Source organism: Streptomyces sp. RLA123 (assembly GCF_056270165.1).
The window spans coordinates 1716323-1732735 of the sequence record NZ_JBWDOR010000003.1 but is presented as its reverse complement, the minus strand read 5'-3'; the positions used below and the strand labels follow the sequence as shown (position 1 = coordinate 1732735).

The 16413-nt window shown below is 70.9% G+C and carries 14 protein-coding genes and 3 pseudogenes; 8 read left to right on the top strand and 9 right to left on the bottom strand.

Annotation, left to right across the window (positions count from 1 at the left end):
• Positions 1-38 precede the first annotated feature (38 nt).
• Positions 39-413, top strand: a complete 375-nt coding sequence (locus RV983_RS07865; protein WP_475985062.1) for a hypothetical protein — start codon at positions 39-41, stop codon at positions 411-413.
• Positions 410-925 carry a hypothetical protein gene (locus tag RV983_RS07860; protein ID WP_475985061.1) on the top strand — a complete coding sequence of 172 codons (516 nt, stop codon included), beginning with the start codon at positions 410-412 and terminating at the stop codon, positions 923-925. The genes RV983_RS07865 and RV983_RS07860 overlap by 4 nt, the downstream gene beginning before the upstream one ends.
• A gap of 70 nt (positions 926-995) precedes the next feature.
• Here RV983_RS07860 and RV983_RS07855 read toward each other — a convergent pair whose 3' ends face one another.
• From RV983_RS07855 to RV983_RS07845, 3 genes are all read right to left on the bottom strand, one after another.
• A complete protein-coding gene (locus tag RV983_RS07855) occupies positions 996-1232 on the bottom strand; it encodes a hypothetical protein (protein ID WP_475985060.1) in 237 nt (78 codons plus the stop codon).
• Between the two features lie 540 nt (positions 1233-1772).
• Complete coding sequence (locus RV983_RS07850) at positions 1773-2426, bottom strand: hypothetical protein (protein WP_475985059.1); 654 nt, start codon at positions 2424-2426, stop codon at positions 1773-1775.
• 199 nt (positions 2427-2625) lie between these two features.
• Positions 2626-6717: a S8 family serine peptidase gene (locus RV983_RS07845; protein ID WP_475985058.1), complete on the bottom strand. Its 4092-nt coding sequence runs from the start codon at positions 6715-6717 to the stop codon at positions 2626-2628.
• Between the two features lie 185 nt (positions 6718-6902).
• Here RV983_RS07845 and RV983_RS07840 point away from each other — a divergent pair, with 185 nt between their 5' ends.
• From RV983_RS07840 to RV983_RS07830, 3 genes are all read left to right on the top strand, one after another.
• Complete coding sequence (locus RV983_RS07840; protein WP_475985057.1) at positions 6903-7880, top strand: helix-turn-helix domain-containing protein; 978 nt, start codon at positions 6903-6905, stop codon at positions 7878-7880.
• A gap of 81 nt (positions 7881-7961) precedes the next feature.
• Complete coding sequence (gene pnuC / locus RV983_RS07835; RefSeq protein ID WP_475985056.1) at positions 7962-8600, top strand: nicotinamide riboside transporter PnuC; 639 nt, start codon at positions 7962-7964, stop codon at positions 8598-8600.
• Positions 8597-9697 carry an AAA family ATPase gene (locus RV983_RS07830; protein WP_475985055.1) on the top strand — a complete coding sequence of 367 codons (1101 nt, stop codon included), beginning with the start codon at positions 8597-8599 and terminating at the stop codon, positions 9695-9697. The genes pnuC and RV983_RS07830 overlap by 4 nt, the downstream gene beginning before the upstream one ends.
• A 77-nt stretch (positions 9698-9774) precedes the next feature.
• Here the strand turns inward: RV983_RS07830 and RV983_RS07825 are convergent, their stop codons facing one another.
• A complete protein-coding gene (locus RV983_RS07825; protein ID WP_475985054.1) occupies positions 9775-10218 on the bottom strand; it encodes a hypothetical protein in 444 nt (147 codons plus the stop codon).
• 282 nt (positions 10219-10500) lie between these two features.
• On the opposite strand from RV983_RS07825, the gene RV983_RS07820 reads away from it, so the two are divergent.
• A complete protein-coding gene (locus RV983_RS07820; RefSeq protein WP_475985053.1) occupies positions 10501-11004 on the top strand; it encodes a hypothetical protein in 504 nt (167 codons plus the stop codon).
• Between the two features lie 541 nt (positions 11005-11545).
• On the opposite strand, the pseudogene RV983_RS07815 reads toward RV983_RS07820, so the two are convergent.
• The 3 genes and pseudogenes from RV983_RS07815 to RV983_RS07805 all read right to left on the bottom strand — a co-directional run.
• Positions 11546-11773, bottom strand: a pseudogene (locus tag RV983_RS07815) (Gfo/Idh/MocA family protein); the annotation flags it as partial.
• 215 nt (positions 11774-11988) lie between these two features.
• Complete coding sequence (locus RV983_RS07810) at positions 11989-12627, bottom strand: mycothiol-dependent nitroreductase Rv2466c family protein (RefSeq protein WP_475985052.1); 639 nt, start codon at positions 12625-12627, stop codon at positions 11989-11991.
• A 67-nt stretch (positions 12628-12694) separates the two neighbouring features.
• Positions 12695-13549 (bottom strand): oxidoreductase, encoded by an 855-nt coding sequence (locus RV983_RS07805; RefSeq protein ID WP_475985051.1) that lies wholly within the window; start codon positions 13547-13549, stop codon positions 12695-12697.
• A gap of 145 nt (positions 13550-13694) precedes the next feature.
• On the opposite strand from RV983_RS07805, the pseudogene RV983_RS07800 reads away from it, so the two are divergent.
• A pseudogene (locus RV983_RS07800) lies at positions 13695-14061 on the top strand (helix-turn-helix domain-containing protein); the annotation flags it as partial.
• Between the two features lie 26 nt (positions 14062-14087).
• Here RV983_RS07800 and RV983_RS07795 read toward each other — a convergent pair.
• Together RV983_RS07795 and RV983_RS07790 are read right to left on the bottom strand one after the other, a co-directional pair.
• Positions 14088-14300, bottom strand: a pseudogene (locus tag RV983_RS07795) (IS3 family transposase); the annotation flags it as partial.
• Between the two features lie 693 nt (positions 14301-14993).
• Positions 14994-15668, bottom strand: coding sequence for a hypothetical protein (locus tag RV983_RS07790; protein ID WP_475985050.1), 675 nt, complete (start codon positions 15666-15668; stop codon positions 14994-14996).
• A 525-nt stretch (positions 15669-16193) separates the two neighbouring features.
• Between RV983_RS07790 and RV983_RS07785 the strand changes: the two genes are divergently transcribed.
• Positions 16194-16391, top strand: coding sequence for a hypothetical protein (locus RV983_RS07785; protein WP_475985049.1), 198 nt, complete (start codon positions 16194-16196; stop codon positions 16389-16391).
• The last annotated feature ends 22 nt before the right edge of the window (positions 16392-16413 follow it).

Sequence of the window (16413 nt, the reverse complement as noted above, 5' to 3'; positions counted from 1 at the left end):
GGGGGAGGGGCGGCCACGAACTGCTAGAACAGTCGTCGATGGGCATCCGCGAACGCGAACGCAAGGTGTACCGGCCGCTGCGGCGGGCCGGCCTCGGCGGCCACAGCCGGCCGTACGCCTGGACCCGGGTCCGGTTGCTCGCGCACTGGGACATCATGGGGCGGGGAGCGTCGTCGGCGTTCCTCGGCGTACGCGCGGGTCACCCCGGCTTTGCCATGATGGCGCTCGACAGCAGCGTGTACGTCCAGGCCTCTACGGGCGAGACCGGCGTCGACGTGCTGGCGGTGCGCCATCCGTACCGCTCGCAGAACGTCCTGCGGCACCTGGAGTCGATCACGCGTCACGACAGCCCCTACGTCGACCGCGAGTTCAAGCAGCGCACCGCGGCATGGATCGCGGGCGGGAGGACGTGAGCGAGGTGTTCGACTTCGGGATCGACGGCTACCGACCGCAGTGGCTGAACGGTCACTCGGCGGTCGCGGCACGCCACGGTGCAGGATTGGCGGCGCTCATCGGTCGCCCGTTGGCCCGCGCCTGGCTGGTCTGGGATGTTCAGGACGACGAGTGGTTCGCCGACTGTCCGGTCCTGCTCGACTTCACCGGGGACCAGGTGGAGATCAACCACCAAAAATTCGACGACATCTCGATCACCTGGAATGCGGTGCTTCCCCACCAGCCGGTCGTATGGCCCGACTTCGACCTCCGGTGGCGCCACGACGCGCGCGGCGAACTCCAGGCCCTCCAGGGCCAGATCCTTCAGGACGTACAGCTCCTCGAATGGACCGGGAACGACATGGCGCGGGGGACAGTCGCCGTCGGCTTCCGCTTTCCCCGCGGCCAACTGACCGTCTTCAACGCCCTTGATGAGAACGGGCTGCTGTTCGGGCCGCCGGATGCGGGCTACCGGTGTCACCCGGTGCGCTGAAGTCCCCGGTTGGAGCCGTGCTGCCGGCGCAGCGGGCGAGGCCGCCGCGCCGGCGCTTGCGCGTTGCTGCTCACCGGTCCTTGGGCCGGATGAAGGAACCGATGAGCCGGCGGATCAGCTCCGCCGCGATGACGGCCGGCAGGGTCGGTGCCGCCAGGTGGACGTCGATCCGGATCCGGGACGCGAGCGCGATTCCCAGGACCAGGGCGACCAGGACGACAACGACCGCTGTGGACAGTCGGATACCGTGCCTTCTCGGAGGGGTTTCTTCGGTGTGCGAACAGTGAGTGCGCGTGTCATGCGGCACGCCGGGGGACCTCCCATGCTCGTTGCCACTCGCTCGGCGGCCCCGGGAACGTCGCCATGGGTTGCAGCCCGATGGAGAGGGGCCTCCATGGGCAGAGTGGAGGCGCTGCCGGGACCCGGTCCACCCGGTATTCGGGACGGAATGCGCGCAAGGCGGCGACATGGGCGGGATCCGGACAATCGTGCCGCGTGACGGTCCCAGCGGCCGGCTCGCCACGCCAAGTCAGAACCGCGGGCAGCTACAGGATGGGCTTTTTGCGGCCATTCTTCGCATGGGGTCGCACCGCAAAAGTATTGCCTTTACCTGACCGGTTTGCTGTCATTGTCCTTGAGACCACGACGAAATCCGGTTCACCGGATCTTATCCCGTGCAGCGCCCCGGTCGGGTGCTCCTGGGGTACAGGTGGTCTCTTTGGCTGCCCCGGCCGTTGCCACTCGCATCGGGGGACAGGGCCGGGTTCTGTTGCAGCGGAGCCGGCTCGATCGTGCCGACGCTGCGCACCCGCGTCGAGCGGAGTGCGCGCGCCGGTCGTCCCGTACGTCAGCCCGCGACGGAGCAGTTCCTCCAGGCGGTGGCCAGGGCGTGCGGGATCTGTGGGATGTCGGCGCAGCCGTGCGGGCCCGCGGGGAAGCCGTCGCTGGTGACGTAGGTCCAGTCGGTCCCGGTGGCGGTGCGGAAGTACTTCATGGCGCCGCCCTCGTCCTGGAGGCCCACGAGTTCGCCCTCGTTCGCGCCGGAGGTGGGGTCGAACGGGGTGGCGGCGTAGCGGACCGTGCCGCACTGGCCGTAGAAGAACTGGCCGGGCACGGGCGCGATGTGGACGAAGCGCGGATGACTGCGCTGGTAGGCCCGCGTCACCGCGGACTTGACCTCACTGGTGACGCCCAGGTTGCGGCAGCCGGGGAGGGAGGCCGGCGCCTGCGGGGCCTTGACCGGGGCGGTGGTGTGCTTTGACGTCGGCGTGGGAGTGGCAGTCCGCGGCGGCGCCGATGCGGAGGGCGAGGCGGCCGCGCTGGAGGACGGGGCGGAAGGAGAGGGCGAGGGCTCGGCGGACGCCGAGGACCCCGACGAGGCCGAGGCGGTCGTGCCGGCGGCGGAGTCGGTCCCGGACCCGGAGGAATTGGTGCACCCCGCGAGCAACAGGGTGCAGCCCAGCAGCGCGGCCGCTATCGAGGCACTTCTGATTCCGGACAACTCGAGTCTCCTCCTCGGTCGGCAAAACCTATGCGCGTGGAGCCGCCGCCGCCTCCGTCCGGCGCTCCGCTCGCCATCCACCACTCCCGCAGCACTGCGGAGGGTTGCACAGGTAGCTGTGTCCGTGGTTTCGATTCGGTATCGGCGCCACGGGGGCGAGGAGCGGTGACCGCTTCTCGCCCCCGGGACGGCCCTCCGCTCAGTAGGAGAACTGGCGGATCTGCCCGTCGTACGCGCCGTAGGTCCAGCCCGTGCGGGTCGCCGGGTCCAGCTGGACGGAGTTCATCACGCCCCCGTGGACCAGGGGACCGCCATGCCCGTTGATCTGGAAGCCGGTCAGCGTCCGCACCACCGCGCCGGTCGTGACGTCGATGACGAGCAGTTGACCGGTGGCGTTGTTGTCCGTGACGACGGCGGTGCCGGAGCCGGCGTAGCTGGTGCCCTCCGGCGCGGTGAACGCCGCGACCGCGAGCCGGTTCGCGCCGTCCACCGCCATCCCCGTGGCCGGGCCGCGGCGTACGGCCACCGGGTCGTCCGACTCGCCGGTGCCCACGGCGAGCGAGCCGAGGACGCTGGTGGGGACGATCTTGGTGCTGATCGCGGTGGCTGACAGGTTGTAGAGCGTGCCCGCGCCGTCGGAGCCGAAGCCGTTGCTGCAGCCGGACATGGTCCCCACGAGGCTCACGCTCCGGGTCCGCGTGTCCACGCGGGGGATCTGCACGCCGCCCAGGCAGAGGGCGATGGGGGCGCCCTTGGCCAGGTAGACGTCCCCGGTGGAGGAGTCGATGTCCAGGAGGCTGTACGAGCCCTTGGCGGCGCCCGGCAGGTCGGAGGGGATGGGGGCCTGCGTGGTGCCGTCCTTCAGGTCGACGGGCAGCACCAGGTCGGTGTTGTCGGCGACGGCCCGGAGCAGCAGCGCGCCGCGGGAGCGGGCGGCGTCGACGCGTCCGACGACGAAGCGGTAGTCCGCCGCCGCGAGCGTGGTCCGTCCGACGAGGGTGCCGGTGGCGGTGTCCCAGGTCTCCACCTGCACATCGCCGCCGGGCTCCGCCTGGTGCACCGCGAGGGCGCGGTGCGTGGCGGAGGCCACGCCAAGGACCTCGTACTCCGATCCGTCGCCGCTGTCCGAGGCGATGACCGGACCGTAGACGCCGGTCCTCGTGGAGTAGTGCCGGATCTCGGTGGCACCGGAAACTGTTCGCAGTGCGGCGACCGAGTCCTCGCCCGCGGCGGCGAAGGACAGCACCGTGCTTCCGGCCGGGGCGACGCCGTCGTCGACCTCGAGGGTCGAGACGGGCGACGCCTGGCCGATGACCCGGTGCTTGCTGTCGAGGGCCATGACGCGCACACCGTAGACGGTCGAGGTGGACAGGCCGAGCCGCAGCGCGTCGAGGTCGACCGTGCCCTTGGTGGCGGACAGGACGCGGTGGGCGGCGGAGGGCGCGTCGACGCCGTTGTCGTCGAGGGCCGTGCCGTTGGCGTTGGTGAAGGTGTTCAGCGAGTTGTGGAGCGTCGGGGCGGGTGCGGCGAACTCCACCTGCGCGTACTTCGCCCCGGGGACGTCGCGTACGTCGTACCGGACGGCGAAGCCGGCCTTGGCGCGGGTGACCTGGGTGCTGTGCGCGGGGATGCCGTCCTGCCCGGTGACCAGCGGCGCCTGCGGGCGCTGCTCGGCGGTGCCGCCATCGACGCGGACCGGCGCGAACTCGCCGTAGGTGGTGAGGCTGGGGTTGCCCCCGAAGCCGGACTGGGCGATGCCGATGCCGTAGAGGCCGCCCCCGGCGCCGAACGCGTCGGCGGGGATGGTGACGGTGCCGGAGCCGGCGGTCAGGGCCTGGTGCCACGCGGCGCTGAACAGGGGCGCGAGGGCTGGGTTCCAGTGGCCGACGGTGGACACGACGAGCTGCGGGGCGTTGAGCCTGTCGACGCCGGTCAGGTCGTAGGTGACGGTGACCGCGTGGCCGGCCTTCACCACCGCGGGCGCCTTGGGCGCGGTGCTCTCCACGTAACGGCCGTCGCTGGGGCCGACGGTGAGGGTGCGGCGCACGGTGGCCCGGGTCCGGCCGCCGGTCAGGACGCGGTAGGTGACGCTGACGGCGCGGTCGGCGGCGGAGACGACCGGGAGGCCCGCTGCGTTGAGCAGTTCCGTCGGCGTCACGCGGATCGCCGGAGTGGCGGAGCGCCAGGTTCGCGCGCCCACGGTGAGCGTGTACGTGGGGCTTGCGCCCTTGGGGAGGCCGGTGACGTCACCGGCGAAGGTGACCGGGCCCACCAAGCCCATGCCGTTGCCGCCGGAGGCCATGTCCCCGAGGTCGATGCGGTCGGGGTCGGTCGTCTCCAGGAACTGCCCGCCCAGGCTGGCGTTGGTGACCCGGTGGGCGACCGAAAGCCGTACGGCCGCGGTGGCGCCGCCGCGGTGCCCGAGGACGTCCTCGACGGCGGCGGTGACGTCGATCTGCTTGCCGACGTTGAGCTCGCGGTCGATCTGCGCCGGGGTGGCGACCTCCCGGCCGGTCCGCTTCAGCACGTCCCGTACCTGTGCGGGCGTCAGGTGGTGTCCGGCGAGCCCTGCGGCCTGGAGCACCACGGCGGCGGCCGCGGCGATCTCGGGCGCGGAGGCGGACGTACCCCCGTTGAGTACGGGGGTGACGGACTGCGCGTCGCCGCCGTCGGTGTGGGTGAAGGCGACGATGTTGTCGCTGGGCGCCGAGAGGTCGATACGGGTGCCGAAGCCGGAGGAGAAGGTGCCGAAGCCGCTGATGCGGGTCTCGGCGGTGGTGGCGTGACCGGTCCGGGAGGCGAGGGTGTCGTCCAGGGTGGTGCCGCCGGCGGCTATCGCGCCGCTGTCGGGGACCTGCGACGGGGTGGTGGAGTAGGCCACGTCGTCGATGTCGGTGGCGGACTTGTCGTTCTTCGCGGTGTCGGTGGGCGTGCTGCCGCCGTCGGGGCCGACGGCGGCCGGGGTGTAGAGGCGGGTTCCGTCGTTGGAGGAGATCACCACCACGACGTGGTCCTTCTGGACGATCGAGGCGACGACGGACCGGATGTACGGGTCGTCCTCCAGGTAGCGGCCCGGGAAGCCCTGGGCGTCGGTGCCGAAACCGAGGCTGGCGGTGATGACGTCCGGCTTGGGCGACTGGTGGGCGGCGGCCAGGAGCGCGGTCGCGATCTGGTCCATCGTCGGCTGCTGCGGGACGACCAGCCGGTAGCCGGCGCCGGGGGCGACGCCGAGCAGGTCGGTGTAGTCGCTGCCGGGGCGGTCGGGGCGCTGCCGGTCGTGTGCCAGGGGCGCCATGACGCTGAAGTCCAGCAGGACTTCGCCGAGGCCGGGGTCCTGGTCCTTGGTGGACGCCGAGCCGCTGAGGCTTCCGTCGGGAGCCGCGACGTAGGCGGGGATCAGGGGCATGGAGGGGAGGTCGAGGTAGCGCTGACCGTCCTTGAGGACGGTGGTCGGGCCGTGGCCCTGGACGTAGGGGTCACCGGCGTCGGCCATGGCCTGGTCGGTGAGGTCGCCGATGGAGACGTTGGTGATGGTCCGGCCCGCGCCGGGCTGCTGCCCGTAGCGGCCCTGGAGGATGTCGAAGGCGCCCACCGCGTCGACCCCGCCGGCGTTGAGGAAGGCCTGGGCGGAGTCGGTGAGGGCGAAGTTGGTGGGGATGGGAGAGGCGCTGGGCGCGGCGGAGGTGCGCTTCGCGGACGCCCGTGCGGTGGCTGGGAGTTGCCGTCCGCCGGTGTTCATGGTGTTGACGTACCGGTTCGGCTCGGCGCCGACGATTCCCGGCGTGCCCTGGAGGGTGCGGGCGACGGCGGCGGAGTCGCGGTTGCCGGTCCGTAGGACGTAGGTGCGCGACAGGTCGGCGGTGTCGTCGCCCAGGCGCGTGCGGGCCGATGCGGTCATCGACTCGGTGGCGGAGGCCGACAGGGAGGGGAGGAGCGGCTGGAGCGAGGTGGCCCCGACGGCGTTCAGCTTCTTGTTCACGTCGGCGCTACTGGTGCCGGGGGCGAGGGCGCGGGCCCGGTTCCCGGGCAGCTTCCGGCCGGTCACGGCGGTCTGCGGGGAGAGGGTCACCAGCACCTGCCCCGGGACGACGCCCGCGCGCTGGGCGGGCAGTGCCTTCTGCGGCGACGCGTCACCCAGCGGCGTACGGGCGGTGGGGGACGCGGCAGAACCCGTTGCGGTGGGACCGGGAGCGGCGGAGGCCGGGAGCGCGGCGGTGAGGGCCAGGAACACGACGGAAGTGACGGATACGGCACCGAGTCGCCGTCTGGCGTACGGATGGGCACGCGACATGGAACACCTCTTCAGCGGGCGGGGTGTGCGGGGAGACACACCGCGGCACGCTGACGCCCACCTCAACGCAGGGCAGCGCGCTCGCTGCTGGAAGATGTCAAGTGCGGCGGACGGGACACAAGGTGGGGAAGGTGGCCTACCTCCGCCAGGTGGCCGGTTGGTGCCACGGAGGTGCAGGAGAAGGCATGGAATTTAACGTCCTGGGGTTCACGGCGGAGACGGAGCGCGTGTATACGGCGCTGGTGGGAATGCCGCGGTGTACGGCGGCGGAGCTCGCGGACGCGTGCGGCCTGGCCGCGCCCGCGGCGGGGAAGCTGCTGTCCGGCCTGGTCAGGGACGGCCTGGCGGTACGCAGCGCGGGGCGGCCGCCGACGTTCTCGGCGGCGGCCCCCGATGTCGCGGTCGGCGCGCTGATCCACGAACGGGAGCAGCAGCTCGGCGAGGCGCGGGCGCTGGTGCAGCGGCTCGTCGAGACGCACCGGGAGGCGGGCAGGATCAGCCACCCGGACATGGCCGCGGAGCTGCTGACGGACCGCGACGACATCAGCAAGGCCGTGTACCGGCTGACGACCGGAGCGCGCCGCGAGGTGTGCGCCTTCGACCGCCCTCCGTACGTCGACCGGCCCGGCAGCAATCTGGACGCCCAGCTGGATCGCCAGCGGACGGGGGTGACGCACAGGGTGATCTACGACCGCGAGGCGGTGGCGTGGCCCGGCCGGCTGCAGGACGACATCATGCCGAGCGTGCGGGCGGGGGAACAGGCCCGGGTGCGGCCGGAGTTGCCGTTGAAGCTGGTGATCAGCGACAGCACTGCCGCGATCATCCCGTTCAGTCTCGCGACGGGCGGCCAGTCAGCCGCGTACCTCATCCACCCGTCGCCGATGCTGGTGGCGCTGCAGTCGCTCTTCGAGGCGCAGTGGGAGCGGGCGATCCCGCTGGGGGAGGCGGCCGGACCGGCTCCGGCGGAACCGGGGCAGCCGGACGCCGAGACCCGGGCCCTGGTCAGCCTGCTGGCGTCGGGACTCACGGACGCGGCCATCGCCCGCACGCAGGGCTGGAGCGCGCGGACCACGCAGCGGCGCATCCACCGCCTGATGACCGAACTCGGCGCGTCCACCCGCTTCCAGACGGGGCTGGCGGCGGCCCGGCGGGGGTGGTTGTGAGCCTTTGACCGCAGGCGTAATTCCCTTGCCCCTCCTGCACGCCTGGCGTTATCGTCAGGGTGACGTTTAGGAGGTCGCCGCGTGGTACTCGCGGACATGGTCACCCGGCTCCAGGAGCCCCTGTTCACCCTGCTGGACACGCCCGTCAGCTGGGTGGAGGTGCTGGGCTTCGGCAGCGGAGCGCTCTGCGTATGGCTCGTGGCCCGAAGGCACATCGCCAACTGGCCGATCGGCATCGCGAACAACCTCTTCTTCATCCTGCTCTTCGCCGGCGCGGGCCTGTACGCGGACGCGGCCCTCCAGGTCGTCTACGTGGCGCTGGCGGTGTACGGATGGTGGTCCTGGATCGCCGGGACATCGGGGCATCTCGCCATCAGCCGCACGGACGCCCGCACCTGGCGCGTCCTGGCCGCCGCGACGGTGCTCGCCACCGCGGCCCTGACCGTCCTGCTCGACCGGGCCACGGACTCCACGGTGCCGTTCTGGGACGCGCTCACCACGGCGCTGTCGCTGGCCGCCACGTACGGCCAGTGCCGGAAGAAGGTCGAGTCCTGGTACCTGTGGATCGCCGCGGACGTCGTCTACATCCCGCTGTACGCGTACAAGGGGCTCTATCTCACCTCGCTCCTCTACGCGGGCTTCCTGCTGCTGTGCGCGGTCGGACTGCGCGCGTGGCTCGGCGAGGCAACGGCAGCGGCCCGTAAGGAGGCCTTGGCGTGAGCGAGTTCGACCACGGGCTGGTGCTCGGCAAGTTCTATCCGCCCCACGCGGGCCACCACCACCTGGTCCGCACCGCCGCCGCGCGATGCCGCCGCCTCACGGTGCTGGTGTGCGCCTCCGCGGTGGAGTCGATCCCGCTCGCAGAGCGGGTGGCCTGGATGCGCGAGGAACACCCCGAGTCGGCCATCGAGGTCGTCGGCGCGGTGGACGACATACCCGTCGACGTCACCGACCCCGCGGTGTGGGACGCCCACATGGCCATCTTCCGCGCCGCGGTCACCGACCCGGTGGACGCCGTCTTCACCTCCGAGCCCTACGGCGAAGAACTCGGCCGCCGCTTCGGCGCGACCGCGGTGACGGTCGACGTCGCCCGCACGACCTACCCGGTCTCGGGGACCGCCGTCCGCAAGGACCCCGTCGGCTGCTGGCCGTACCTGGCGGCCCCGGTACGGGCTGGGCTGACCCGCCGAGTGGTCGTCGTGGGCGCGGAATCGACCGGCACGACGACCATGGCCCAGGCGCTGGCGGAGCACTACCAGGCGCGCGGCGGGGTGTGGGAAGCGACGCGGTGGGTGCCGGAGTACGGGCGCACGTACAGCGAGGAGAAGTACGCACAACTCCTGACGCTCCGCCCCGACGCGGGGTTCGACGAAGTCACCTGGACCTCTGAGGACTTCGAGCTGATCGCGGAACAGCAGCTCGCCGACGAGGACGCGGCAGCGCGCGCCGGTTCCCCCGTCCTCTTCTGCGACACGGACGCCCTGGCCACCACGATCTGGCACGAGCGCTACATGGGCGCCCCCAACCCCCAGGTCGAATCCATCGCCGCCCGCGGCCGTCACCACCTCTGGCTCCTCACGGACGACGCCGGCGTCCCCTTCGAGGACGACGGCCTCCGCGACGGCGAGCACTTGCGCACGTGGATGACGACTCGCTTCCGCGAGGAACTGACCCGCCGCAACCTCCCGCACGTGCTCCTGACCGGCCCGCACGACGCGCGCCTGCGCACGGCAGTGTCCGCCGTCGACACGCTCCTCACCCACGCCTGGCAGTTCGCCGCCCCACTCCTGGAGCGGGGGCGGCCCGACGTGCCGTAGTGACCCTCATGTCGCCCGGGGCGGACGGAGGTGAGCTGTTCCACGGTCCGGCGCCGCGCGACGTGGGACATCGGGCGTCATCGAGGAACGACGCTGCGGAACTGACGCAGGGACGCCGCGAGATCCGATCCGCCCGCGTCGTCGTCCGGAAGGTGGTGCAGTTCCGCACCGGCGAACTGCTCGGCCGCCCGCAGGACCTCGGCGAAGAGTTCTTCCGACCGGGTCGTGCCGATGTGTGTGTTTCCGCTGGAGATCGCGATTCCCCGACGTGTCGGCCTGAACCGGATCGTGAACGACGAGTCGGTTCCGACGAAGGTCACCTGCTTCCCGGTGCTCCGCAGGACGGCCAACTGATCCAGCAGGAGCGACAGTGCCAGGTGGATCATCATCCCCTGGTCCGGGGAGTGGCCTTGGGAGGCCGCGGTACCGGAGTCCCCCGTGACGACGATGTCGCCCAGGTCGAACCCGCAGGGATCCCCCTGATCCGGGCGGCGGGAGAAACGGAACCGGATCGCGCCCAAGAGCTCGGCCCTTCGCTCAGTGGTGGAGAGACACGCTGCGCAGGTCGTCGTGGTCCCACGGGCGGCAGCGGCGCTGCGCTCGCGTCGGTTCCCCCGTCGCCGTACGAGCGGCCGGCCACTGTACTGCGGGTGCGTTCCGGGCCGGCGCCTTTGCCGCTTCCACGTGCCGCCCGGCATCCGCACCCCGCCGTCGGCCAGGCACAGCGTCGTGTGCCTGTGGACGTCCAGTGCCGTCCCGCCGGTGTGGCGTGGATTCCCCCTCGGTGCACAGGAGGTGGCGCGTTGTCGGATTGGGAGAGGTCGAGCACCGCGCGGGTGATCGCACCTGCCCGTTCCCGCAAGCTCGCGAAGGTACCGTTCGTCGAACTGGCCGACGGACGCCTGCAAGGCATCGTGTCGAGCGGCCCGGACATCGAGCGGGTCTACGTCTCGTCGGTCGCCGCCGGCACGTACGCGTACGCCTGCAGCACGAACAACAACCGGCTCTGCGGCGGCGCGCGGGGCGGCTTCTGCAACCACATACGGGCCCTGATCGGCGAGGCGGTGCTGCAGTACGGCGCTGAGCGCGTTGCCCGGTACCTCAAGGCCGAGCCGGCGGACGGGGAGCCGGACGCGCAGACCATCACCGGGGCGATGACCGGCGCGCGTCCGCCGCAGGGGGACTCGCGGGCCGCCGCGCAGGTGTTCCCCCGCTTCCTGCGGCACCTGGCTTACCTGGAGCTCGCCCCCACCACCGCGCCGCTGCCGGAGATGCAGTGGTTCCCGGCGACCAGGGCGGTGGCGTGATGCGCGCCGACCTGCTGACCGAGCCCATCGCGGGGGCTCGACGAGGCACTGGCGGCCGTCGAGGCCTTCGACGGCGCGCTCGTCGGCGGCCTGCTGCGTCCGCAGCACGCTCAGGCGGCCGCAGGCCGGTACGCCCCGGGGCGGGTGCTGGCGGACCCGGGGCCTCGGCTGATGGCGCGGCGGAGGGGAGAAGCCGGTTCGGGTGTTCTGCCCGTGCCGGCGCCAGGTCGTTTGCCGGGGGCTGGGGGTGGGGGTGGGCGGATAGTGCCAGAGGTGCGTCCGGCGGTTGGGTCGACGCGGCCGTGTGGTGTCCCGGTCTGCGCCAGGGGGCGGCGGGTACCGGCGCCGAGGTGTGCGTGATCTCGCCGTGAACGCTGCGCACGACGGGATGATGCCCCGCACATCACGCCTGGGAGCGCCGCCCGGTCTGGCACGCGCAGGCGTGCGGGGTGTCTACGATGACGCTGGGAACGGGTGGTAGCAGCGGAGCCAGGTTCGGTGACAGGTCAGTACCCGCGGTCGTAGATCGCCTGCAGCCACGGTTCGCGGACGGCGGGTATGGGCCAGTGTGTACCGGAATGCGGCGCGGGATGGCGGCAGCGGTGTACGAGTCCAGCACGCGCTCGGCGGCGAAGTCCGCCGCCCGGGAGCGGTCGCGCGCGGCCACGGCGACCAGCCGGTGACCGGTCGTGCGGGCGGGGGCGGCGATGGCGGTCCCGGCGATGCGGGCGGCGCCGAGCACGCCGATGCGCAACGGTTCGGTGGTCATGGGGTGCGTACCTCTTCCATGACTGCGGGTCGGTGGTCCCCGTGGAACAACGTGCAGGCCTCGCCGTCCATCCGGCCTCGATCCTGTCGGCGACGCTACACCGCGCAGGCGAACGGCCCGCGACGGCCTCGACGAAACCGGGCGCGGGGGCCCGCCGCGCCCGGGGGCAGCGGCGGGCCCCCGGCCGCCATCACCGTTGCCGCAGTCGCCGCGCCTCAGTCGAAGACGGGACCGGCGGTGCGGGTGCGCTTCATCTCGTAGAAGTCCGGCATGGAGGCGAGGACGATTGCGGCGTCCCAGAGGCGCCCTGCCTCTTCGCCCTTCGGGGCGGGACTGACCACCGGGCCGAAGAACGCGGCCCTGCCACCGTCCTGACCGGGCAGGGCGACGACGGGGCTGCCGACGTCCTCGCCGACCAGGTCGACGGCTTGCTGGTGGGAGGCGCGCACCAAGGCGTCGAAGGTATCGGTGCCGCCGGCGTCCGCGAGGCTCTCGGGCAAGCCGGCGTCGCGCAGCGCGGCCGCGATCGTCGGCTTGGTCCGGGGCTGCTGGTGCAGGTGGAAGCGGGTGCCCATGGCGGTGTACAAGGGCCCCGTCACCTCGGGCCCGTAGGCCTGCGAGGCCGCTGTCAGGACCCGGACCGGCGCCCATGCCAGGCCCATCAGCTCGCGTATGCGCTCCGGCAGTTGGTCGAGGCGGTCCTCGTTGAGCACGGCCAGGCTCATCACGCGCCAGGTGACGTCGACTGTCCGGATCCTCTCGACCTCGAGCATCCAGCGCGAGGTCAGCCAGGTCCAGGGGCACACCGGGTCAAGCCAGAAGTCGACGGCCGTACGGGGGCGGGATTCGTTCACGGGAGGGTCCAAACTCGGTCGCAGGAACCCTGGCGGAGGGGCCAGGGAGACGTCGGGGTCACGTTGTTCACCGGTCGGCGGGGAAATCGGTGGAGACCGTGAGGTCGGCCCAGGCGGCGAGGTCCTCGCCCAACAGCCGCTGCCCCTCTTCGACCAGACGCAGAGCGTCCGTGCCGAGGACGAGGTGGACCGGAGGGTTGTCGGCATCCAGGACCCGCAGCAGCGCGCGGGCGGCGCGGACCGGATCACCGGCCTGGTTGCCGCTCTTGGCCTGCCGGGCGGACCTGATGGGGTCGAACAGCGTGTCGTAGTCGGGGATGCTGCGCGGCACGCGGGTCATCGAGCGGCCCGCCCAGTCGGTGCGGAACGAGCCGAGCGCGAGGGAGGTGACGTGGATGCCGAAGCCGGCGACCTCCTGGGCCAGGGATGCGGCGATCCCCTCCATGGCGAACTTGCTCGCGCCGTAGAACGCGACTCCGGGGAGGGCGGTGAGGCCGGCCATGGACGAGAGCGTCACGATGTGCCCGCCGCGGCGCCGGCGCATGTGGGGCAGGACCGCCTTGATGACGGCGACGCTGCCGAAGACGTTGACCTCGAACTGCCGGCGCAGGTCCGCCATCGTCGACTCCTCGACGGTGCCTTCGAGGCCGTAGCCGGCGTTGCTGATCAGCACGTCGACGGGGCCGATGTTCCGTTCCACCTCGTTGACGAGGGGGACGACGGCCTGTTCGTCCGTCACGTCCAGCAGCCTGGCACTGGCACGCCCCGGGGCCAGGGCCTCGAACTCGGTGATCCTCTCCGGTGCGCGGACCGTGCCGACGACCCGGTGACCGGCGGCGAGTGCCTCCTGGGCGAAGGCGCGGCCGAGGCCACCGCTGACACCGGTGATCAGAAACGTCTTGCGCTGGCCCTGAACGCTCATGGTGTTCCTGCTCCGAGGGAGGTGATGGAGACGTAGTAGATGATCGGTCTACTATACGTACGATAGGTGACCGGTCGGGGTGCGTCAAAGCCGCGGGGCCCATCCGCCCTCTTGGTTCCGTCCCGGATTTGGGAACGTCCCGGATATGAGAGACCCCGGCCCCACGTCCGTCGACGCCCGCCTCGCCGAGCTGCGCGACGAGCGCGGCTGGTCCCTCGACGACCTCGCGACGCGCACCGGCATCAGCCGCTCGACGCTCTCCCGCCTCGAACGCGCCGAGATCAGCCCCACGGCCGCCCCCCTCGGACGCCTGTGCACCGCGTACGGACGCACCATGCCCCGGCTGCTCGCCGAGGTCGAGAGCGGCGGCGAGCCCGCGCAGCTCGTACGCGCCGCCGACCAGCGCGTCTGGGCCGACACCCCGTCCGGCTTCGAGCGGCGCTCCGTGTCACCCCCGCACCCCGCACCCCGGACTGCGGGCCGAGGTCATCGAAGGGGTGCTGCGCCCCGGTGAACCGTTCCGGGTTCGGTAGAGATCTCAGATGTTGGTTGTGACCTGGGGTTTCGTGGTTGTGCGGTAGTGGTTCTTCTCGTGTTCGACGGGTGGGACGTGGCCTATCTCACCGTGGAGCCGTCGGTGGTTGTACCAGTCGATGTACTCGGCGGTGGCGAGTTCGACGTCGGACAGCGTCTTCCAGGGTCGTCGGGGGTTGATGAGCTCTGTCTTGAACAGGCCGATCGTGCTCTCTTTGAACCCACGGTGACATCGCTGCCACGACGATTTTCAAGACTGTTTCACCGACCATCGGAGGCTCCACTACATCCCGGTCGTTGGCCACCTGGGGTGCACTGTCAGGATGTGCCATACCACCATGTACCGCTGGAGAGCCCATGAAGCGCCGTTTCGGAGACGATCCTTTGATAGGCAAGATCAGTTCCTGCGTTGGGCTCGTGGTGGGTGTACTGATCCTCAGCGTGGGACTCTCGCAGTACCGCCAGGGGGGTTCGGTCTGGTGGGCCATCGTGCCCGTGCTTGTGGTTCTCAGCGAACTCCGCCTCCTGTATCGCGCGTTCCGCCCGCACCGCACGCCGACAGCAGGAGAAGCCAGAGTGACGTCACCAGCTGACATCAACGACGCCGCATAGCGATAGACCGAGCCGGACGCGGGCGGACCCGGTGCAACCCAAGGCGGTGGGTTTCTGCTGTCAGCCTGCGACCGGGCTCGAACTTACAAGGCAGATGTCGGCGGTTCGAAACCGGCCACGCCCACCAGCCCCAGCGCATGGCAAAGGCCCAGGTCAACCGAAATGAGTCCAGAAGCCTGGGCCTTGATCTTTTACCTTGGGTGCGGGCCGCCAGTCCAGGGAGCCTGATGGAACGGGACCGAGCCAGATCTGGACAAGGGTTGCGGGAACACACCCGAGTCTGTTTCGACCCCGGCGGTCAGATCGCAGTGGGGATGTAGGGCGATGCTGCCACCTGTGCCATCGTCCGAAGATTCGTGAAGTAGGAGGCGCAGTACTCCTCGTTGATCAGGGGCACGATCTTGTCCAGGTCGGCGATGCAGCCCCAGAGGGAGGCAATGCCCCTGTCGTCAAGTCCGCCGTTCAGTTCTCTTTGCACGAGGCCGGCGACGTCGGCGTCCAGGAGGACCAGGTCCACGCCGTCGAAGTCCACGCCGCGGAAGCCGTCGGGGAACAGTGCGCGTAGGTGGTCCTTCCACAGCCGCGCGAGTCCGCCAACGGGCTGTGCTCCGCCTACCGGGGTGGCTGTCGCCTCTGCTGCGGACGGTGGGCGGAGGAGCAGGGCGACGGCATTGAAGACGGCACGCACCATTGCGACCGCTTGGGCCTGTTTGATGGCGGCACTTGACGCGGTGCCCTGGGTGAGCCGGTCGCGCAGTAGTCGGCTGCGGTCGAGTTCGGCGGCGAGTCCGGCCGTGATGAGCCCTGCGTTGGTGGCCCGCTGGATGAGGGCGGGGAGCGGGTCGTTCGAGCCCAGACGCTCGGCGAGGACGTGCTCCAGGGCGAACAGGGAGTGCGTGACGGCTACGGTGGCGAACTCGTACCGGTAGTAGGAGTGCCGGATGAGCTCACGGGAGGTCTCCATCGCGCTCATGACATACATAGACGCCCCGCGAGGCAAAACCAGGTCCGCGACCAGGGCGTGCATACCGTCGTAATCCAGAACGAAGTCGCGGCCACGCGGGTCCGGCATGGGCATAGAGAGCGGGCCGGGCACCGGCGGCAGGGTGTTCACCGGGGCAGTCTTGTCGCCGGAACGCTGTCGGGCCATCGGATTTACGCCTTCTCGCTGCTCCAGCCGTCGTCACAGAATCTTGGGAGCCCTACTAGAGTCCGGTATCACCCTCACAGGCCTCGGGCCGGGTGTCGACACCTCCAACGCGTGCCACAACCGTGCCACATCGAGCGGTCAGCCACGGTCAACGACAGTTCGCGACAGTCGCGAGGACTCGCTGAGCCGGGGCCTTTTCGAAGCCGCTCTGACCTGCGTGCCCTCGATGTCCTTGACCACCAGGCTTACAACGCGGTCATCCTGCCCACCCGAGGGGATTGTGAGGCCCCTGCCGGCGCTGTACGTTCCCGCCGTACGGATCAGGATGATTCAGGGACAGGGGGCAAGATGTCTGGATCCGGTCGTGCCGAGGTCGAGTGGGACTTGTTGGTCGAGGCCGGGCGGCGGTTCCTCATCGAGCGGGCGAAGCTTGGCAAGGTCACGACCTACACCGAACTCAACGCCACTTTGGTTCGACGAATGGGCTGCCGCGCCTTCGACTTCGAACGCGCTGCCGAGCGGGCGGTCTTGCCCGTGGGCCCCTGAGCCGCACGCTGCCGCTCCCGTC

Bases quoted from the DNA above. Each gene is read 5' to 3' on its own strand.
- RV983_RS07865 (WP_475985062.1), top strand. From the start codon at position 39: ATGGGCATCCGCGAACGCGAACGCAAGGTGTACCGGCCGCTGCGGCGG.
- RV983_RS07845 (WP_475985058.1), bottom strand. From the start codon at position 6,717: ATGTCGCGTGCCCATCCGTACGCCAGACGGCGACTCGGTGCCGTATCC.
- RV983_RS07805 (WP_475985051.1), bottom strand. From the start codon at position 13,549: ATGAGCGTTCAGGGCCAGCGCAAGACGTTTCTGATCACCGGTGTCAGC.
- RV983_RS07840 (WP_475985057.1), top strand. From the start codon at position 6,903: ATGGAATTTAACGTCCTGGGGTTCACGGCGGAGACGGAGCGCGTGTAT.
- RV983_RS07790 (WP_475985050.1), bottom strand. From the start codon at position 15,668: ATGAGCGCGATGGAGACCTCCCGTGAGCTCATCCGGCACTCCTACTAC.
- RV983_RS07785 (WP_475985049.1), top strand. From the start codon at position 16,194: ATGTCTGGATCCGGTCGTGCCGAGGTCGAGTGGGACTTGTTGGTCGAG.